At 49.2% G+C, this 15,731-nt stretch carries 13 protein-coding genes and 1 other annotated feature; of the genes, 2 read left to right on the plus strand and 11 right to left on the minus strand.

Features of this window, described 5'->3' with window-relative positions; translation table 11 throughout:
- Window positions 1–92 precede the first annotated feature (92 nt).
- The 10 genes from K365_RS0102645 to yedE form a co-directional block, all read right to left on the minus strand.
- Window positions 93–647: a hypothetical protein gene (locus tag K365_RS0102645; RefSeq protein WP_024333387.1), complete on the minus strand. Its 555-nt coding sequence runs from the start codon at window positions 645–647 to the stop codon at window positions 93–95.
- A gap of 82 nt (window positions 648–729) precedes the next feature.
- Window positions 730–1,521, minus strand: a complete 792-nt coding sequence (locus K365_RS0102650) for a hypothetical protein (RefSeq protein ID WP_156887670.1) — start codon at window positions 1,519–1,521, stop codon at window positions 730–732.
- A gap of 133 nt (window positions 1,522–1,654) precedes the next feature.
- Window positions 1,655–3,106: a group II intron reverse transcriptase/maturase gene (ltrA, locus tag K365_RS0102655; protein ID WP_024333389.1), complete on the minus strand. Its 1,452-nt coding sequence runs from the start codon at window positions 3,104–3,106 to the stop codon at window positions 1,655–1,657.
- A gap of 630 nt (window positions 3,107–3,736) precedes the next feature.
- Window positions 3,737–4,975 carry a hypothetical protein gene (locus tag K365_RS0102665; protein WP_024333390.1) on the minus strand — a complete coding sequence of 413 codons (1,239 nt, stop codon included), beginning with the start codon at window positions 4,973–4,975 and terminating at the stop codon, window positions 3,737–3,739.
- A 58-nt stretch (window positions 4,976–5,033) separates the two neighbouring features.
- Window positions 5,034–5,777 carry a hypothetical protein gene (locus tag K365_RS0102670; RefSeq protein ID WP_024333391.1) on the minus strand — a complete coding sequence of 248 codons (744 nt, stop codon included), beginning with the start codon at window positions 5,775–5,777 and terminating at the stop codon, window positions 5,034–5,036.
- A gap of 231 nt (window positions 5,778–6,008) precedes the next feature.
- Complete coding sequence (locus K365_RS0102675) at window positions 6,009–7,439, minus strand: DNA methyltransferase (RefSeq protein ID WP_024333392.1); 1,431 nt, start codon at window positions 7,437–7,439, stop codon at window positions 6,009–6,011.
- Window positions 7,440–7,538: 99 nt separating this feature from the next.
- Window positions 7,539–8,408: an NAD(P)H-hydrate dehydratase gene (locus tag K365_RS0102680; protein ID WP_024333393.1), complete on the minus strand. Its 870-nt coding sequence runs from the start codon at window positions 8,406–8,408 to the stop codon at window positions 7,539–7,541.
- Complete coding sequence (locus K365_RS0102685; protein ID WP_337833233.1) at window positions 8,396–8,965, minus strand: putative Se/S carrier protein; 570 nt, start codon at window positions 8,963–8,965, stop codon at window positions 8,396–8,398. Before K365_RS0102685 ends, K365_RS0102680 begins: the two co-directional genes overlap by 13 nt.
- Window positions 8,966–8,981: 16 nt before the next feature.
- On the minus strand, window positions 8,982–9,197 hold the full coding sequence (locus K365_RS0102690) for a sulfurtransferase TusA family protein (protein ID WP_024333395.1): 216 nt from the start codon (window positions 9,195–9,197) through the stop codon (window positions 8,982–8,984).
- Window positions 9,198–9,214: 17 nt separating this feature from the next.
- Window positions 9,215–10,297 carry a YedE family putative selenium transporter gene (gene yedE, locus K365_RS0102695; protein WP_024333396.1) on the minus strand — a complete coding sequence of 361 codons (1,083 nt, stop codon included), beginning with the start codon at window positions 10,295–10,297 and terminating at the stop codon, window positions 9,215–9,217.
- 249 nt (window positions 10,298–10,546) lie between these two features.
- Between yedE and K365_RS0102700 the strand changes: the two genes are divergently transcribed.
- Window positions 10,547–11,755 (plus strand): glycosyltransferase, encoded by a 1,209-nt coding sequence (locus K365_RS0102700; protein ID WP_024333397.1) that lies wholly within the window; start codon window positions 10,547–10,549, stop codon window positions 11,753–11,755.
- 118 nt (window positions 11,756–11,873) lie between these two features.
- Window positions 11,874–12,147, plus strand: a binding site (T-box leader).
- A gap of 76 nt (window positions 12,148–12,223) precedes the next feature.
- On the plus strand, window positions 12,224–15,334 hold the full coding sequence (gene ileS, locus K365_RS0102705; RefSeq protein WP_034625341.1) for an isoleucine--tRNA ligase: 3,111 nt from the start codon (window positions 12,224–12,226) through the stop codon (window positions 15,332–15,334).
- Window positions 15,335–15,518: 184 nt separating this feature from the next.
- Here the strand turns inward: ileS and K365_RS27080 are convergent, their stop codons facing one another.
- A complete protein-coding gene (locus tag K365_RS27080; RefSeq protein WP_084489715.1) occupies window positions 15,519–15,689 on the minus strand; it encodes a DUF4143 domain-containing protein in 171 nt (56 codons plus the stop codon).
- Between the last annotated feature and the right edge of the window lie 42 nt (window positions 15,690–15,731).

The raw sequence follows: 15,731 nt of genomic DNA on the forward strand, positions 1-15,731 counted from the left end.
TCCATCTGGGGGACCGAACGTTAAGGGCAACCTGCCCGCCAAAGTGGTAAGCCGATAGGCGCACCGCTTTGGTGGGCAGGTTGACCCGAATGTTATGCATAATCACTTTTTTTCATTTTGCGGGCGTCTGTAATGAACCACTCCAACATTGCCCAATTATCTAACTTAGTGGATTCATTCCCCATGCTTCTCCTTATTTCCAACAAAAATGTACCTAAAAGAACCATCATTCCCTTCAAATTGGTTTTTGTACGCGCCTTTTGTTCTTCTTCGCTTTGATTATAAAAGTGCTGAAACAGATTATTAAACGAAGTGACGACCTCATCTGAACCCATTAGAGATAATTTAAAAGATACCTGGCGATATTCAAGAGACAACATTTGGCTTGTAGCTATTATGTTTTTATCCTTATTTTTGTTTTTCGGGTTTGAATTCCATGCTGCGTCTGACATCAGTAAGATAACAAATGGCTCAAGGATCTTATTATATATCTCGATTCGGTCATCTCGAAGCTTTTCCTCAAGTTTGATTTTTCTTTCCATTGATTGACGATATTTCCACCCAACGGCGGTCAGCAACAACACCAGTATTGGTGTAGCCAAAGAACTAATAGCCGTCAGATAATCAATCCAGTGTTTTTCTTCCATCTACAACTCCAGTCTCTTTTTAAATAACGACCACGTCAGTTGGAATCGAAGCAACGCGTAGGTTTTCAAATGCACGTGCTTGTTAACCATCTTCGTTAAACCTTGGAAGCCAATAACTTCCATCTGAAAACGCCAGGAACGGATTTGTTTCAGCACCCAAATGATGTTGCGCCACATTATGTAATACTGTTTCAGCCAACGTTCGGAAAAAGGCAGTTGGATATAGGAGTTCAAATCTATTCGAAAACACCAATCCAGCTTCAGAGTCTACTGACTCAACTTGTGCCACTTGACGGTAACAGGGTTCCTGGCTATCCTTTAAGCCAAGTTCTGATCCCCTACCGGGAATTCTGTACTCATGGACAAGATTGTTACGATAAAGCCAGAGCAAGTGTTTGTGCTGTAGCATTTCGAACAAGATGTCCCCAATTTTTTCTCTTTGCCCCGTGGCACTCACTGGCCAACAGCTATTGACCTCCTCGGGCTTAGGGTCCCTGGATACGGGCATTGTCACCGAAAGAAGCCTATTAGATACTTTAAATCGGGCTACTATGGCTGAATCCGTCCAGTTCCGAAGATCAGAGAATCGCTCACTGGTCTCCACTTGCATATCTAAAGCACGTTTAAGGTGCAAGAGACTGATATGGTTACACTCAGCCCAACCGCCGAGTTCCTCTACTGTTTGCTTAAATCGTTGGCTGTTTATTTTTATTTCAGGAAAACGGCTTTTGGCCAGCGAATCGATTATTGTGCATAGTAGGACCTTTGAGGGAATGGCTTGGTTACGGAGATTACTTTCTGCCATCGCACCCAAGATCATCTCTTCATAAAATTGAATAAATCTCTCTATCTTGCTCTCTATCGACTCGTTCATAGCGGTTCTCCCTATGTGAACGGCTGCGATCAGCGGAAAATAGGCCGCAGCCTTAGTTTTGTCGGGTGGCCGGGGGCTGTTGCCAGCCCCAAGCCCCCTAAGAACCGGACATGAGACTTTCACCTCATCCGGCTCAAGCATTGATAAGGCGCGTGGCCACACCCGACAGTTGTTTTCGTTTCCAACGAGCTTTGAGATAGTCCTCCCATACAGGATCATATGGATTGACCTGTGCTTTAACCTTTATATGCCTGATGAGCCAGGTCGGGCCTAATAAAATCAGGGGTTGAGGATTACCTTTTTCCATGAATCGCCAGTCTCGACCTTTGATCCTTCGGTAATATTTGCCTTTAACCCATCCTTTGTACTTTTTTGGATGCCTTCTCCTGGCCCATTTCCATGTCATTTGCCAAAATGCATGGTCAAGGTCCCCGAATACTTTCCGACTGACGACATGTTTATAATAATTTGCCCAACCGCGTATGATGGTATTCAGTTTGGCAATTACAACGTCGGTTCGCCTGGTCTTGTTGGCATTCAGATAGTCTCTGACTTTTGCTTTAATGTTTTTGATGCTGGATTTAGACGGCTTTATCAGAAGTTTGCCTTTATATTTCCTGACATTAAAGCCAAGAAAATCAAAGCCATCATCAATATGTGTGATCATGGTTTTTTCTTCTGACAATTCAAGACCCCTTATTTTAAGAAATCCTTCAATCAAAGGTTTGACACAGGTTTCAAGCAGTTCCGGGGAACGGCCCGTTATAATGAAATCATCCGCGTACCTGACAAAATGAATCTTATCAGTTTTCCTGAAGTTATCTGCAAGGAGATCCTGAATACCGTCAAGTGCCATATTTGCAAGCGTCGGTGAAATTATCCCTCCCTGTGGAGTCCCTTCATTTGTTGAATTAAACGTATGCTTCTCAAGGTAACCGCACTTGAGCCATTGTTTTAATTTCTTCTTGTTCATCGGGATGTTCTCATTCAACCATTTGTGGTCAATATGATCAAAACAGCCTTTGATATCTGCCTCTAAAATCCAGTCAGCACTACCTTTCCGTCTCAGCGCATTATAAATAGCTCCCATGGCATCCTGAGCCGAACGCACTTTCCTGAATCCATAGGAATGATGATCAGCAGTGGTTTCAGATACCGGATCAAGTCCCAGTAAATCAAGGGCCTGTTCCACCCGGTCATGCATGGCCGGTATGCCTAATGGTCGTTTCTTACCATTCTTTTTCGGGATGTAAATGCGTTTCAGCGGTTTTGCCTTATATTCGGGAAGATTAAGATTCTTGAGCGTTTCCCATCGCTTTCGGGGTGTATCAATTAATAGATTGTCCACACCCGGGGTTCGTTTTCCACTATTGGATATCACCCGCTTGATGGCGATAAGCTTTGCCGAAAGCGAGTTGGACAGCAGCCGTTGAAGGCCGCGTGCCGTTTGCTTTAATCCATTCTTAACTGCCTTCACGATACGCGTCTGTATACGGGATACTATCAGCCTGTGCTTGTCCCAATCAATAAGGTCCCACACATTCTTCAAGCCCATACGGCCGTCAACATCATAAAATGATATCATCTATCCACACCAATACGGTTATTCCATTTCAAATCGTTTCACGTGATCCAACACCATGCCGGAAGTCTGCCCATTTTCATGGTCGGGCAAATTTTGAACCCGTATCTGATCCATTACAGATCAGCATTCGCTTTCTCCAGCGTTCCTCTACCCGCATCCCCATAAGCCAATCTTGCGATCAGCTGTCCTTCTTTCGAAGGGAAAATACGGGCTTACCAAGTTCCACTTTTAACACCCAATGGGTTAGCGTCTGTCTATCCGCCGGAGGGATCATAGATTACGTGAAGCGACAACGGAACGCTCCATCCATACCTCTTACCGTTTTGGTCCAGGCCTGTCAGCATCTTTGGCCTGTCTAAAATAACGACGTTTATTAACAGTTCACATATGTTACGCATACCATCGTTCATAGCTCCCATCCGGATTGATGCTCCCAGAGTTGAGGTCCCCTCACGGCTCTCTCTCCTGGCATAACGCCAAGGGCTTCATTGTCATCCGGGCTTCACACAAAACCATTACTGGTAATGCATGCCGGAATTGAAAACTGCTGGTAATACAGCAGGTTGGGTCAAGCCCAACATTATTAAAAGCGACTTCTTGTCGCACCCGCTGGATTGCATGGTTAGCTGATCATTTTGGTATGTGATAGAACATGATAGCAATTTTTACTTGCCTATTACGGTCATCGTTTAAATGAAATATATAATTCAACCAGGTTTCATCTTTGGCATTTGTAAAACCAAGATAATTTGGATGTTCACTGACAACTTGTTTGGCAGTTTCAAGTACGGAAGTAAAATCTTTGTTGGGAACAAACATTATCACAGCCGCTTTTGAGTCTCTCCATGTTAAATAGCCCAATAACTGAGATATTGTATCTAAAAACCCTTTTTTCCCATGCCAAAACTTGCACTCCGCAATAAACATGTTGGTGCCTTCATGGCGCAGAAGAATGTCAGTTTTTCCTGTCTTATTAAATGTTTCACCGGTAGCAGAGCCTTGAAAATTGGGCTCAAGCATCATTAAATAATGATCTCGTAAGTGCTCTTCTTCTTTTCCTGAATAAAGGCTTGGTAGACGTTCGAATTCTTTACCAACATCATGGATTAATTTTAGTATATCAAGATAGGTTGTTTCATCTAACGTCGGTTCCGGGGTATAACCAGCCTCCTTCACAACTGGCTTGCTTACAGAAATTTTTTTCCTTGTTTGTGGAGTAGGAATCGAAAATGTTGGAGACACACTTCCAGTTTTCTTAATTTGAACTCCTAACGATGCCAAAACACCACTTTTGGCTAATATTCTTTTCTTTCGTGCTTCAAAGGCTTGCTTGATTTGGGCTTCAATGCTGGAATTATATTGTTGCACCTCGGAGGACACATTGCCGAGTTGCTGCATAATGCTCCGCATATTTGAATCCTTTTCTCGTGTGATACTCTCTGCATCGTCGCTAAAGTTAATAATTTCGAAGCAGAACTCTTGATTTGATAGCTCAACCTCCATAGCCCACATTAAACGGGAGCCAGGAGCACATTTAAGCAACTCAGTGTTCCCAGAAAATGGTATATGAAATTTAATAACGTCTTTTTTGTATTTTTTCCCTGGATGGACAAAGAATGAATGGGGGAAATATTCTGATGGGATCATCTGTTCTGATGATGATGCGTAAATTTGGTCTTGATGGATCACTAACTGCTCAACATGCGCCTCAGACAATTTGTGTTTTATATAGTCATTTGCATTAACATTTAGAAGATAATCGTCGTTTTCATTCTCGATGGATTGAATTACAGATGATTTTATTTGTTGGAGATAATCTCGCAATTCTCTTTCCGCAAAAATCTTTGTTCTTCCATAACCGTGTCTCATGCTTATTCCTTTTATTTACAGCTAACTTAAAGTTGAGCCGCGGCTTTTAGCCGTCGACTCAAACGCCTTGTTCGGCCTTAAGTTTTTCAAGTGATCGGATTATTTCAGGCCCTATATCCCTTACAAATTCAAACTGAGCATCAGTGTATTCCTCTCCATGAATTGCAGGCGAACAGACGGAATATACCTCTCTAATAGCATGTGCAATTTTAGGGTTGAGAAGCTCGTGGTTTATCAGAATACTTGTTAGTTTCGATATAGGAATGGGTCTTCGATATTCTTCTTGTATACCTAAAGCTGCGGTAATTTCCCTCAAATTTTTCTCTATGAGATATCGTGTCTGAAATAGGAACTGGGTCTTCTTATCAATGGTAAGCAAGTCGGATACTGATTCTTTAATAGGTGGTAATTGTGTTTCGCCCAAATATTCTCGAAGTGTTTCTCGGATTTTCTCTTCTATCTTAGGAAGCTGATCATCAGTAGGTGGGGTCCCTGATGACACTGTAACGCTTGTATTTACGCTATTTGAAATGACAGTTTGGATATCGGCCTTGAATATGGCAAGTTGCGTGGAAACATGTTCTTTCAGCTTATCGACTTCTTGCTTAAACTTAAGGCCGAATAATGATACCTCTTGAAATATTGGGGCAAGCAAGAGTGCCACTAAAACCAAAAAGATAAAGATATCAACAGGCGCTGACTTTCCTTCTGAGATGTATCCCCATCGAGAGTAAAAGATATATCCAGTGAAACCGGTGATTAGTATCCACCAAGGAATTTTGAACCAGTTGGAAAGCTTCAATTCATTCTCCTGCCGAACAAGTGGTTGAGCTAATTTGGATATCATAATTTTTTCAATAACAAACTGGATGCCAAAAGACTTTGAAGCAAACCCAGATCTGTATACCGCCTCAATAGCTGATTTGATTCCATATCAGATGTAATTTCTCAGGTAAAGCAATTTAAAAAATATCATATTGTCTCTGTTTATTCTCCTCAGATATTTCCACCGGCATGGAATACCGAAGTTGCATCATCCCATACCCTGCTGGTTCAGGACGATCACATACCGGCTGGTCACCCCCAGGATGTTGCTTTTCTGCATGGCCGATACGATGCCGGCGCTGAAGCGCTGGGATGACATGGGCGCCTGGATGATATGGGTGTGATACCATCCCGTTTTGTTCAGGATCTCCAGGTAATCGTCGATGAGAATGCCGCCCTTGTGTTTTTCATCCATTGCCGGGGTGCTCTGAAAATCCCGCCAGTCCGCATTGATAAACGCCAGCCGGGTCTTTTTTTTGACATGGTGTTTCAGCAGGGTAAAAAACGCCGCCAGAAAATCCAGGTAATCGTTTCTGGACAGTCCGGAAATGCTTTTTTCATCGTAATCTTTGGCTTTTTTGTCAAAGTAGGGCGGATCAAAGATGACCAGGTCCGGTTTTCCCTTGGCGCTCACAGGCCAGGACAGTCCCTGGTCTGAAGAGATCTCCCATGTGAAGGGTTCGATTTCCGGGCGGGTATCGGGCCGGTCCTCCATGTCAAAGGCCCAGCACCGGCGGTTCATGGCAAGGCAGGTGTCCGGGGTCACGCCGCCCCCGGCCATGGGGTCCAGGACCAGGTCCCCCGGCTGTGAAAAATAGCGCAGGATATGGGCGACCAGCTGGGCCGGGATCCGGCCGGGCCAGTCATCCCCAAACCGGTTGTCACAGTCATTGAATTCCCACTGGTCCCAGGTCCTAAATCCCCAGCCAAGTGCCTTGAACCGGTCGTGATCCGTTTTGCCATCCAGGGCCAGGGACCAGACCAGGGGCTCCGGCCAACCGTGCTTTTCAGCCACCTGGGCCACGGTGAATCCCCGGGATAAATCGGCATTTGGCGGATTTGGCAATATTGCCATTTCCGCCAAATGGTCACGAACCACCTCTCTGGCATATCCCAGCCGCTTTGCCATCCGGTCCTGGGGAATGCCAAGGCTGTGCATGCACAATATCTTGATGTCAGTGTCCATCTGGGTGGCGGCGCGGAGATCGGCGATGTATCCGTCCACGGTCCGTCTGGCCCGCCCCACGGCCTTTCCGATCTCCGCAGAACTGAGACAGGGGTTTCCTGAATATGCCCGGCGGGCTGTGTCCCTGGCTTCTTCTTCTGTTAACTGTTTCGGGCCGATGGCTTTGGCTGCCGCATACAGCAGGGGATCATCCCCGGCCAGATCTTTGATAATGACGGTGACCATTTCCACGCCTGTTGCCTTGTAGGCGTTCCATCGGTGTACCCCGTCCAGATGGCGGTAGAAGCCAGGTTTGTCAGGAAAGGGCTCCACCTCGATGGGATCAAAGGCAATCCCATCCCGGATGTTTTCGGCAAATATGGCCACCCGCCTGTGATCGACTGCTTTTCTGGGATAAATCGACTCATCCAGAATGATGGAAGAAAGAGGAATTTGTGTCGATGTCAGGGCCATGACAGGTTATATCAACCTTTTATTTTTATTGGACCTTTTTAACAAGTTTTTTCGCTGATTTGATTCCTTATCAGATGTTTTTTGTCAGGTAAAGCAATTTTATAAATATCTTTTCTGATTCAAAACCGTTTCCACTGCCCGGGGGATGTGGCGGATGATCTCGTCAATGCCCGTGGCCGGGGTGGGGGAGGCATACTGTCCTGCCATGCGGTTGGCTTTGGCTGCGGCAAATCCGGCTTCCGGGATGGCCATGCCCGTGCTGATCAACGCGGAGACAATGCCGGTCAGGGTGTCGCCTGTGCCGCCGATGGCTTCCATGGCTTCGTGGGACGGGCCTTCCACCCGGAACAGTTCTCCCTGCCGGTTCATGACATAATCCACGGCCCCTTTCACCAGCAGATACCGGGCCGCGTTGTCATGGGCATAGGCCCGGTCCACCAGTTCAGTGACGGGGTTGTCTGTGTGCAGGATAAAGCCTCTGGTGTAAAACGGGTGGGGTGCGGTTTCATCGGCCAGAAATGCCAGTTCACCGGCATCCGGGGTGAACAGGTCGTAAGACGGGGCCGCCCCGCTCATCTTGGCCGCATACATGAATCCGGCATCGGCGATGAGGATGGGGGCGGTTTCCAGGTCCTGGAGCCGGAACAGGACCCGGTTGTGCCAGTCTGTGTCCGGCTGAAGGTAATGAAAGACCAGGGTGTGGATGCCGGATAGAGAAACATTGTCGACAAGATGTTCATACAAGTTTCTGCTGCCGCGGCCCTTGCCAGTATCCCCGGCCAGAAACCCGAAAACCGGGGCGTGGCCGAACACGGCCAGGGTCTGGATGGCCGCACCCAAAAGGGCGGGGGTGCCCCGGTTCACGGGGATGGTTCTGCCGTTCATATGAAGATGGTCTGTTTCCAGCGCCACCCGGCCTTCGGCCAGGCCGAAGTCATTGTCCGGCACGGTTCCAACTATGGCAAGCATTGGCGTTTCATCTCCTTGCAGGCCAGGCCCAGGGCGTATCCGCACAGGGTATGGCCGATTTCCAGGGGGTCGGGTGCCGCATCCAGCTGCTGTCCCACCATCACCCCGGCCAGCCAGGGCACGTCCGGACATCCGCCGCCGGATATATTGACGATGATCCGGGTCTGTTTGTCCACGGTGATTTTCATGTTGGCGGCCCGGATCATGAGATAATCACCAAAATCCTTTGTCTGGAACAGGCTCACCGGTTCCAGGAGCGGGTCCGTCACGGGCACCACCTGGAGCGGTTCATTGTTGTTGGCGGCGAGCAGCCGGACGATCTCCAGCTGCTCGATCAAGGGAAACACGATCACCAGGTCGCACCCGGTCTGGATCTCCGGGGGCGGCCCCATGACCCGGACATCCCACCCGCTTTGTTTGAGCCGTCTTTCCGCCTGGATCACCTCGCTGGTATGTTCAAACACCAGAATCCCGTGATCCGTCTGAAACGTGTTTCTGTCTCTTTGTGCCGCTTGTTTGTCGCGTGCTTTTTTTAAAAATTTGAACAAAAGTGCCACCTGAGTCTGTGAATCATTATTTGACGATGGTCAGATGATATTCATCCCCGGATTCCCGGATATCCGTCACCTTGCAGTTCTGGCTTTCCGCGGCCCGGGATACATTTTCTTTGGACGCTTCCGTGTCCACCAGCACTTCAAATTCTGTATCTCCGGCAGATTTGACGGCCTCCAGAAACATGAGAACCGGCTGGGGACAGGACAACCCCCTGGCATCGATGGTTTTTGTCATGATTGTATCTCCTTAGATTATTGTTTGCGCATTGACATGCCAATGGCCAGGCACACAACGAATCCGACAATGACGGCGGCGATCCCATGGGGTCCCACCCCGGCAGGGGAGCTGGCCAGGCCGAAATTGTGGGCAAAACCGGCCCCCACAATCATACCGAACACAAATACGGCGGCATCTCCGTCCCCTTCTCCGGCCAGAAACAGCTGACGGCCCGGGCATCCGCCGGCCAGGGCAAACGCCAGACCGGCCAGGGCCATGCCGGCAAAGTTCCACAGGTGCAGGGTGTGGGCCACTGGCTGGTTTTCAAACCCCATATTAAACTGACCCAGCACGAGGTTGGCAATGCCTGCCACCACCAGCAGGGTGATGACACCCGTGAACAGGTGCACCTGGCGGAACAGTAACAGATCCCGGAACGACCCCATGGTGCAGAACCGGCTGCGCTGGGCCAGAAATCCGATCACCAGACCGGCGACCAGGGAAATGATCAGGGGCGCGCTCATGGCGCCCGGTCCTTTGAGGCTGTAAAACAGAATATCGTTTTTGGGCTCGCCTTCTATCTGGGGAAATATCAGCATCAAGACCAGGAACCCCGCCATGACCACGGGCATGAGCAGGCCGGCGGCCGTATGGGTTTTCTGGGTCCGGCCCAGGTTGTACCCGTTTTTCAGAAACAGGGTCCCGATCCAGATGCCGAAAACCAGACCGGCCAGTCCCAGGATGGCATTCAGGTCCCCGCCGGCCAGGCGCAGCAACGCCCGCCAGGGGCATCCCAGAAACACCAGTGCCCCGATCATGGCAAACACGCCCAGCACAAATCTCACAAACGGGGCTGACCCCGTTCGGGGCCGGAAGTCCTTGAACGCCAGGGCCGCGGCCAGGGATCCCAGCACAAATCCGATGATTTCAGGCCGCATGTACTGGACCACTGCAGCCCGGTGAAATCCCAAAGCACCGGAAATATCTCTTTCAAAACAGGCCACGCAGATGCCCATGTTCCCGGGGTTGCCCAGTTTCTGGAGCAGCGGGGCCAGAACGCCGATGGCCGCCCCCACCACAATGATGCCTGTGCGGGTGGCCCAAAAATTTTTTGTCATGGATGTGACTCCTTTAAAAAATTGATTCAACACAGTCCTATTCGAAAAACATCGTTTTAGTACCTGATGGGCCGGAACACAGTCAAATTGTTAATATTGATATGTTTGGTAAGAAAATATAGAAAATATGAATATCAGGCCGGTCTCTCTGATTCTGGAGATAATAACGGTTGCATGAATCTTTCTGCTATTTTATAGACGAGCATGGGATCTTTATTCAAATAACCGCCTGTGAAACCAAAGGGGAAAATGAAAATCATCCTTGCCACCTCCGGATCCAGGGGGGATGTCCAGCCCATGATCGCCATCTGCCTGGCCTTGAAATCGTCAGGCCATGATGCGATGCTGCTGGGTCCACCGGAAAAAGCAGCCTGGGCCGCCAGACTGGGATGTCCCTATCAGGGATTTGGCGCAGATGTGTCGGCCTTTATCGACGGATTTCAGCATGCGTTAAACTTTCGCGCAGGTCTGGCCTTTGTTTCGTTTGTGAGAAAAGAGATTGAGAAACAGTTCAGGTGGTTGCCGGACATCATCCGGAAGGCGGATCTGGTTCTGGGGTCTTCCCTGATGTTCGGGCTGGCTTCGGTTGCAGAGACCCAAAATATCCCATACCGGTATATTGCCTTTACCCCGCAGCTTTTCCCTTCCCGGTTTCATCCGTTTCCGATTCTGAAGACACAGACCCTGCCTTTTTTCATTAACACAATGTCATGGAAAACGGCAGAACTGCTGGATCAATTCAATATCACCTTTTTGATCAACCAATACAGAAAAAAACAGGGGCTTGAGCCCGTATCCTATGCCTGGGACCATATCCTGGGAAAAAATACCATTGTTGCGGCTGACAAGGAGATTGCCAAAATGCCCGGGGATGTCACACAGACATGGATTCAGACCGGGTACCCCCACCTGGAAACTGCCGGAGAACAGGTGCCGGCTTTGGACCGATTTCTTGAAAAAGGGACAAGGCCGGTGTATGCCGGATTCGGCAGCATGCCCGTGAAAGACCAGATCAGCATCGTCCCCATTCTGATCCAGGCGGCCCGAAATCTGGGCCGGCGCATCATTCTGCCACGGTTTCATGGGCTTTCAACAGAAACTACCCCGGGAGATGATCTGTTTTTTATCCGCGATTATCCTCATCTGCGGCTGTTTCCCAAACTGGATGCCGTCATCCATCACGGGGGCGCCGGAACAACAGCCACAGCCGGCGCTTCATGCGTTCCCCAGATCATTGTCCCGCATATCCTGGATCAATATTATCACGGCCGAAGGATTTTTTTATCTCATATCGGGCCAGAGCCGATTCCCAGAGCCTTGTTAACGGAAGCCCGGCTTACGGCGGCCCTGGAACAATGCCTTTTTGATCCCGGCATCAGGCAGGCTGCGAAAAAAACAGGGCAATCCATAAACCCGCAAAAATCCCTTGGGCGCATTGTTGAAGCCATACTGTCATAAAGTCAGGTCCATGTGCTGGGCCTCCTCGTTTGCCAGGTCATCGAAAAAATTTTTAACGGCCTCATCACCCGCCTTGAAAATTGCAGTTGACTTTTTTCCGCTCTTGCACCAGTATGGGCCAAATGCCTTGACGGAGAAGAGTAGGACAGGGGCTGTGCCAAGAGAGAAAGCTGCTCATCGGCTGGGAGGCGGCTGGCATAAGTTTGTTTGAAAATCACTCCTGAGCAGCCCGGTCGAACACGTTCAAATGACCGTCATTAATTCGGGCCGTGTTACCTGCGTTAACGGTAAAGGGGAGGCACCATCCCCTGTGAGTGCAGCACCTGATTGAACCATTGCCGGGGCTGAAGTAAGGTGGTACCGCGGAAAACCTTTTGTTTTTCGTCCTTACATTTAACGATGAAAGGACGGAAAAACAAAAAGGTTTTTTTTGTCCTTTCTCCCAATGATGAAAAGGAGAAGGAATTTATGAAATCAGTGCCATCATCCATTCGATTTCCCGAAATGGAAGAAGAGATCCTGGCGTACTGGAAAGCCAACCACACGTTCCAACAATCCCTTGAAAAAAATCGGAACAAGAAAGCTTACATATTCTATGACGGCCCGCCTTTTGCGACGGGCATGCCCCACTACGGTCATATTCTTACCTCTTATATCAAGGACACCATTCCGAGGTATTTCACCATGAAGGGAATGTTTGTGGACCGCAGGTGGGGATGGGACTGTCACGGCCTTCCCATTGAATATGAGATCGAAAAGACGCTTGGCATCAGCGGAAAAAAAGCCATTGAATCCTACGGCATAGACCGGTTCAACCAAGCATGCAGCGACATTGTATTGAAATATGCAGATGACTGGAAGTCTATTGTTGATAGGATCGGGAGGTGGGTGGACTTTGACAGGCAGTACCGGACCATGGACGTCGACTATATGGAAAGCGTGATGTGGGTGTTCAAGACCCTTTATGACAAGGGACTTATTTATGAGAGCCTTAAGGTGGTGCCCTACTGCAACCGCTGCCAGACCCCCTTGTCCAATTTTGAAACCGGACTGGACGACTCTTACCGCATGAAAGATGATCCGTCGGTGACCGTTGCCTTCATGGACAGAGAAGACACGGACATCTCCTATCTGGCCTGGACCACCACGCCGTGGACCCTGCCCTCCAACCTGGCTTTGGCCGTCAACCCGGATATCATCTACTGTCTTGTGGAGACAGCCTCATGGGGAAAAACGGTGATGGCTGAAGAGCGGATGGCAGCCTATGCCAGACAGCTGGGAGAGGCAAAAATCCTTAAGCGGTTCAAAGGTGAAGCGCTCATCGGCAAAAAATACACCCCTCTTTTCGAGTTTGCCGCAGATCCCCATGATGCCAATCAGTTCACCATTTTACCGGGAGCGTTTGTGGATACCCAGTCCGGGACCGGCATCGTTCATACTGCACCGGCATTTGGGGAAGAGGATTTTTCCATATGCACTGAAATGGGGATCAAAAGCTTTAATCCGGTGGCTTTTGACGGCAAATTCACCAGTGCTGCCGGATTTCTGGAAGGCCTTGACGTGTTTGAAGCCAATGCTGTGATCATTCGGCATTTAAAAGAGAAGGGCCGGCTGGTTCTGAGGGAAAACTACCACCACAGCTATCCCCATTGCTGGCGCTGCGACACCCCCCTGATCTACAGAACCATCAGCAGCTGGTATGTCAAGGTAACGGCGTTCAAGGAAAAGATGTGCCGTGCAAACCGGAACATCAACTGGATTCCCTGCCACATCAAAGAGGGCCGGTTCGGCCAGTGGCTGGAAAGGGCCAGGGACTGGGCCATCAGCAGAAACCGGTTTTGGGGAAGCCCCATTCCCGTATGGAAGTGTGAACAGTGCCAGAACTTGTTTGTCCCCGGTTCCATCAAGGAGCTGGAAAAGATATCAAGCATGGAGGTATCCAACCTGCACCGCCCCCTTTGTGATGAAATCCGGTTTCCATGCACAAAAGAAGGGTGCATCGGAGAGATGAGACGGGTATCCGAGGTCCTTGACTGCTGGTTTGAATCCGGTGCCATGCCATATGCCCAGGTCCATTTTCCCTTTGAAAACAAGAAGGTCTTTGAAAACACCTTTCCGGCATCGTTCATTGTGGAATATGTGGCACAGACCCGGGGATGGTTTTATACCCTCATGGTGGAGTCTGCGGCTGTCATGGAAAAGCATCCGTTTGAGAACGCCATTTGCCACGGGGTGATTCTTGCAGATGATGGCAGGAAAATGTCCAAAAGCCTGAAAAATTTTCCAGATCCCATGGGGGTGGTGAGGGAACATGGCAGTGATGCCCTCAGGATCTACCTGCTCTCTTCCGCCGTTGTCCGGGGGGCAGACATCCGATTTTCGGAAAATAGTGTCCGGGAGGCGGTGAGGCGCTACCTGATCCCCTTATGGAACACCTTTCATTTTTTCACCTCCTATGCTGTGCTGGTAAAGGGGTATACCCCAAGACAGATCATCCATGAGTATACCGGTGACAACATGGAAGACCGCCATATCTTAAGCGAACTTGAAAACCTGAAGCAGGGTGTGGCAGCAACTGTGGAAGCCTATGAACTTCCGGGATGCTACCTGCGGATACTGGATTTCATCGAGACCCTTTCCGGCTGGTATATCCGCAACAACCGTGAACGATTCTGGGTCACGGAGGTGATGGATGATACCTGTAATGCGGTGAATGCCTTTGACACCCTGTACACGATACTTCTGGAGCTGAGCACTGTCTGTGCCCCCTTTATCCCGTTCACTATGGAGTATATTTACCGGCACCTGACAGGGGAATCGGTTCATCTGGCGAACTGGCCCGCATCTGTACCCGGGCGGATTGACGAGGACCTGAACCGGGAAGTGAGGCAGATCCGCTCCATCATTGAAGGAGGACGGCGGATTCGTGAAAAGCAGAGGGTTCATCTGAGGCAGCCCCTGTCCTATATCCGCCTGTCAGGAATTGATGCGGATACCATTGAACGATTCTCTCAATTGCTGAAAACCCAGCTTAATATTAAGGAGATTCTGCACGAACAAAATCCTGACGTCTTTACCCGAAAAAAGATCATGATCGATACCAAAAAGGTGGGACCGGTGCTTCGGGGAGATCTCAAAAAGGTGATGCAGCTGGTTGAAAAAGGAGAATTCCGGGAGAACCGGGATGGTACACTGAGCGTGGTTCACCACGTAATCCAGGCATCGGACTATTCCGTCCAGTATCACCCCATCCGTGACAATGAGGCGGTGTGGGCCGATAAGGGGTTGGTGATGTCCCTGGATCTGAATATTTCAGAAGCGCTGAAAATCGAGGGAGTGGCCCGGAATCTCAACCGCTTTATCCAGGATCTGAGAAAGCAGTTGAATCTTAGCTATGACCAGAGAATTGACCTCTCCATCGAGGCGGACGGTATCTATGACCGGAGTCTGGCTGTTCACAAGGAGTGGTTGATGGTGCAAACCCTTGCCGAAACTCTGAATTGTAAGGTTTCCAATGCTCTTTTTGAAAAGCAGGATGAAAACGGATCCCTCAGAATTTATCTGAGAGCAATTGATTAAGCGCCCTTTTCCAGGCGCAGGCCTGACCGCCTGTGCCTTTACTTTTCCTGCCGTTCAGACATCTGCCGTTCCCGTACTCTGAACGGATCTCTTTCCATTGCACATCCCATTTACCGGAACCATCTGCATTTTGAAAGCCAGTGTGTCAGAAGGCCGGCGTTCCCCTGACCAGGCTCAGCGCCTGTTACATGACCATGACCATCCCGGCTTTGATTTCTATGGGAAAAAGGTCGGTACCCGTGACACAGACCAGATCCACCTCGTTGCCTTTGCTGTCTCTGTAAAAATACAGGTTGCTTTTTTTCGGGTCGATGCCGGGAGGCCCACAGCAACCCGGCAGATGAATTTTTTTCAATTTCTTTCAGATAATATCGGTCTGGCAAGGAAAAGATTGAAA

This window comes from Desulfotignum balticum DSM 7044, from assembly GCF_000421285.1.
Classification (GTDB): domain Bacteria; phylum Desulfobacterota; class Desulfobacteria; order Desulfobacterales; family Desulfobacteraceae; genus Desulfotignum; species Desulfotignum balticum.

Excerpts from the sequence above, each read along its gene's own strand:
- K365_RS0102645 (WP_024333387.1), bottom strand. The coding sequence starts at position 647 with ATGGAAGAAAAACACTGGATTGATTATCTGACGGCTATTAGTTCTTTG.
- K365_RS0102650 (WP_156887670.1), bottom strand. The coding sequence starts at position 1,521 with ATGAACGAGTCGATAGAGAGCAAGATAGAGAGATTTATTCAATTTTAT.
- ltrA (WP_024333389.1), bottom strand. The coding sequence starts at position 3,106 with ATGATATCATTTTATGATGTTGACGGCCGTATGGGCTTGAAGAATGTG.
- K365_RS0102665 (WP_024333390.1), bottom strand. The coding sequence starts at position 4,975 with ATGAGACACGGTTATGGAAGAACAAAGATTTTTGCGGAAAGAGAATTG.
- K365_RS0102675 (WP_024333392.1), bottom strand. The coding sequence starts at position 7,439 with ATGGCCCTGACATCGACACAAATTCCTCTTTCTTCCATCATTCTGGAT.
- K365_RS0102680 (WP_024333393.1), bottom strand. The coding sequence starts at position 8,408 with ATGCTTGCCATAGTTGGAACCGTGCCGGACAATGACTTCGGCCTGGCC.
- K365_RS0102690 (WP_024333395.1), bottom strand. The coding sequence starts at position 9,197 with ATGACAAAAACCATCGATGCCAGGGGGTTGTCCTGTCCCCAGCCGGTT.
- yedE (WP_024333396.1), bottom strand. The coding sequence starts at position 10,297 with ATGACAAAAAATTTTTGGGCCACCCGCACAGGCATCATTGTGGTGGGG.
- K365_RS0102700 (WP_024333397.1), top strand. The coding sequence starts at position 10,547 with ATGAAAATCATCCTTGCCACCTCCGGATCCAGGGGGGATGTCCAGCCC.
- ileS (WP_034625341.1), top strand. The coding sequence starts at position 12,224 with ATGAAATCAGTGCCATCATCCATTCGATTTCCCGAAATGGAAGAAGAG.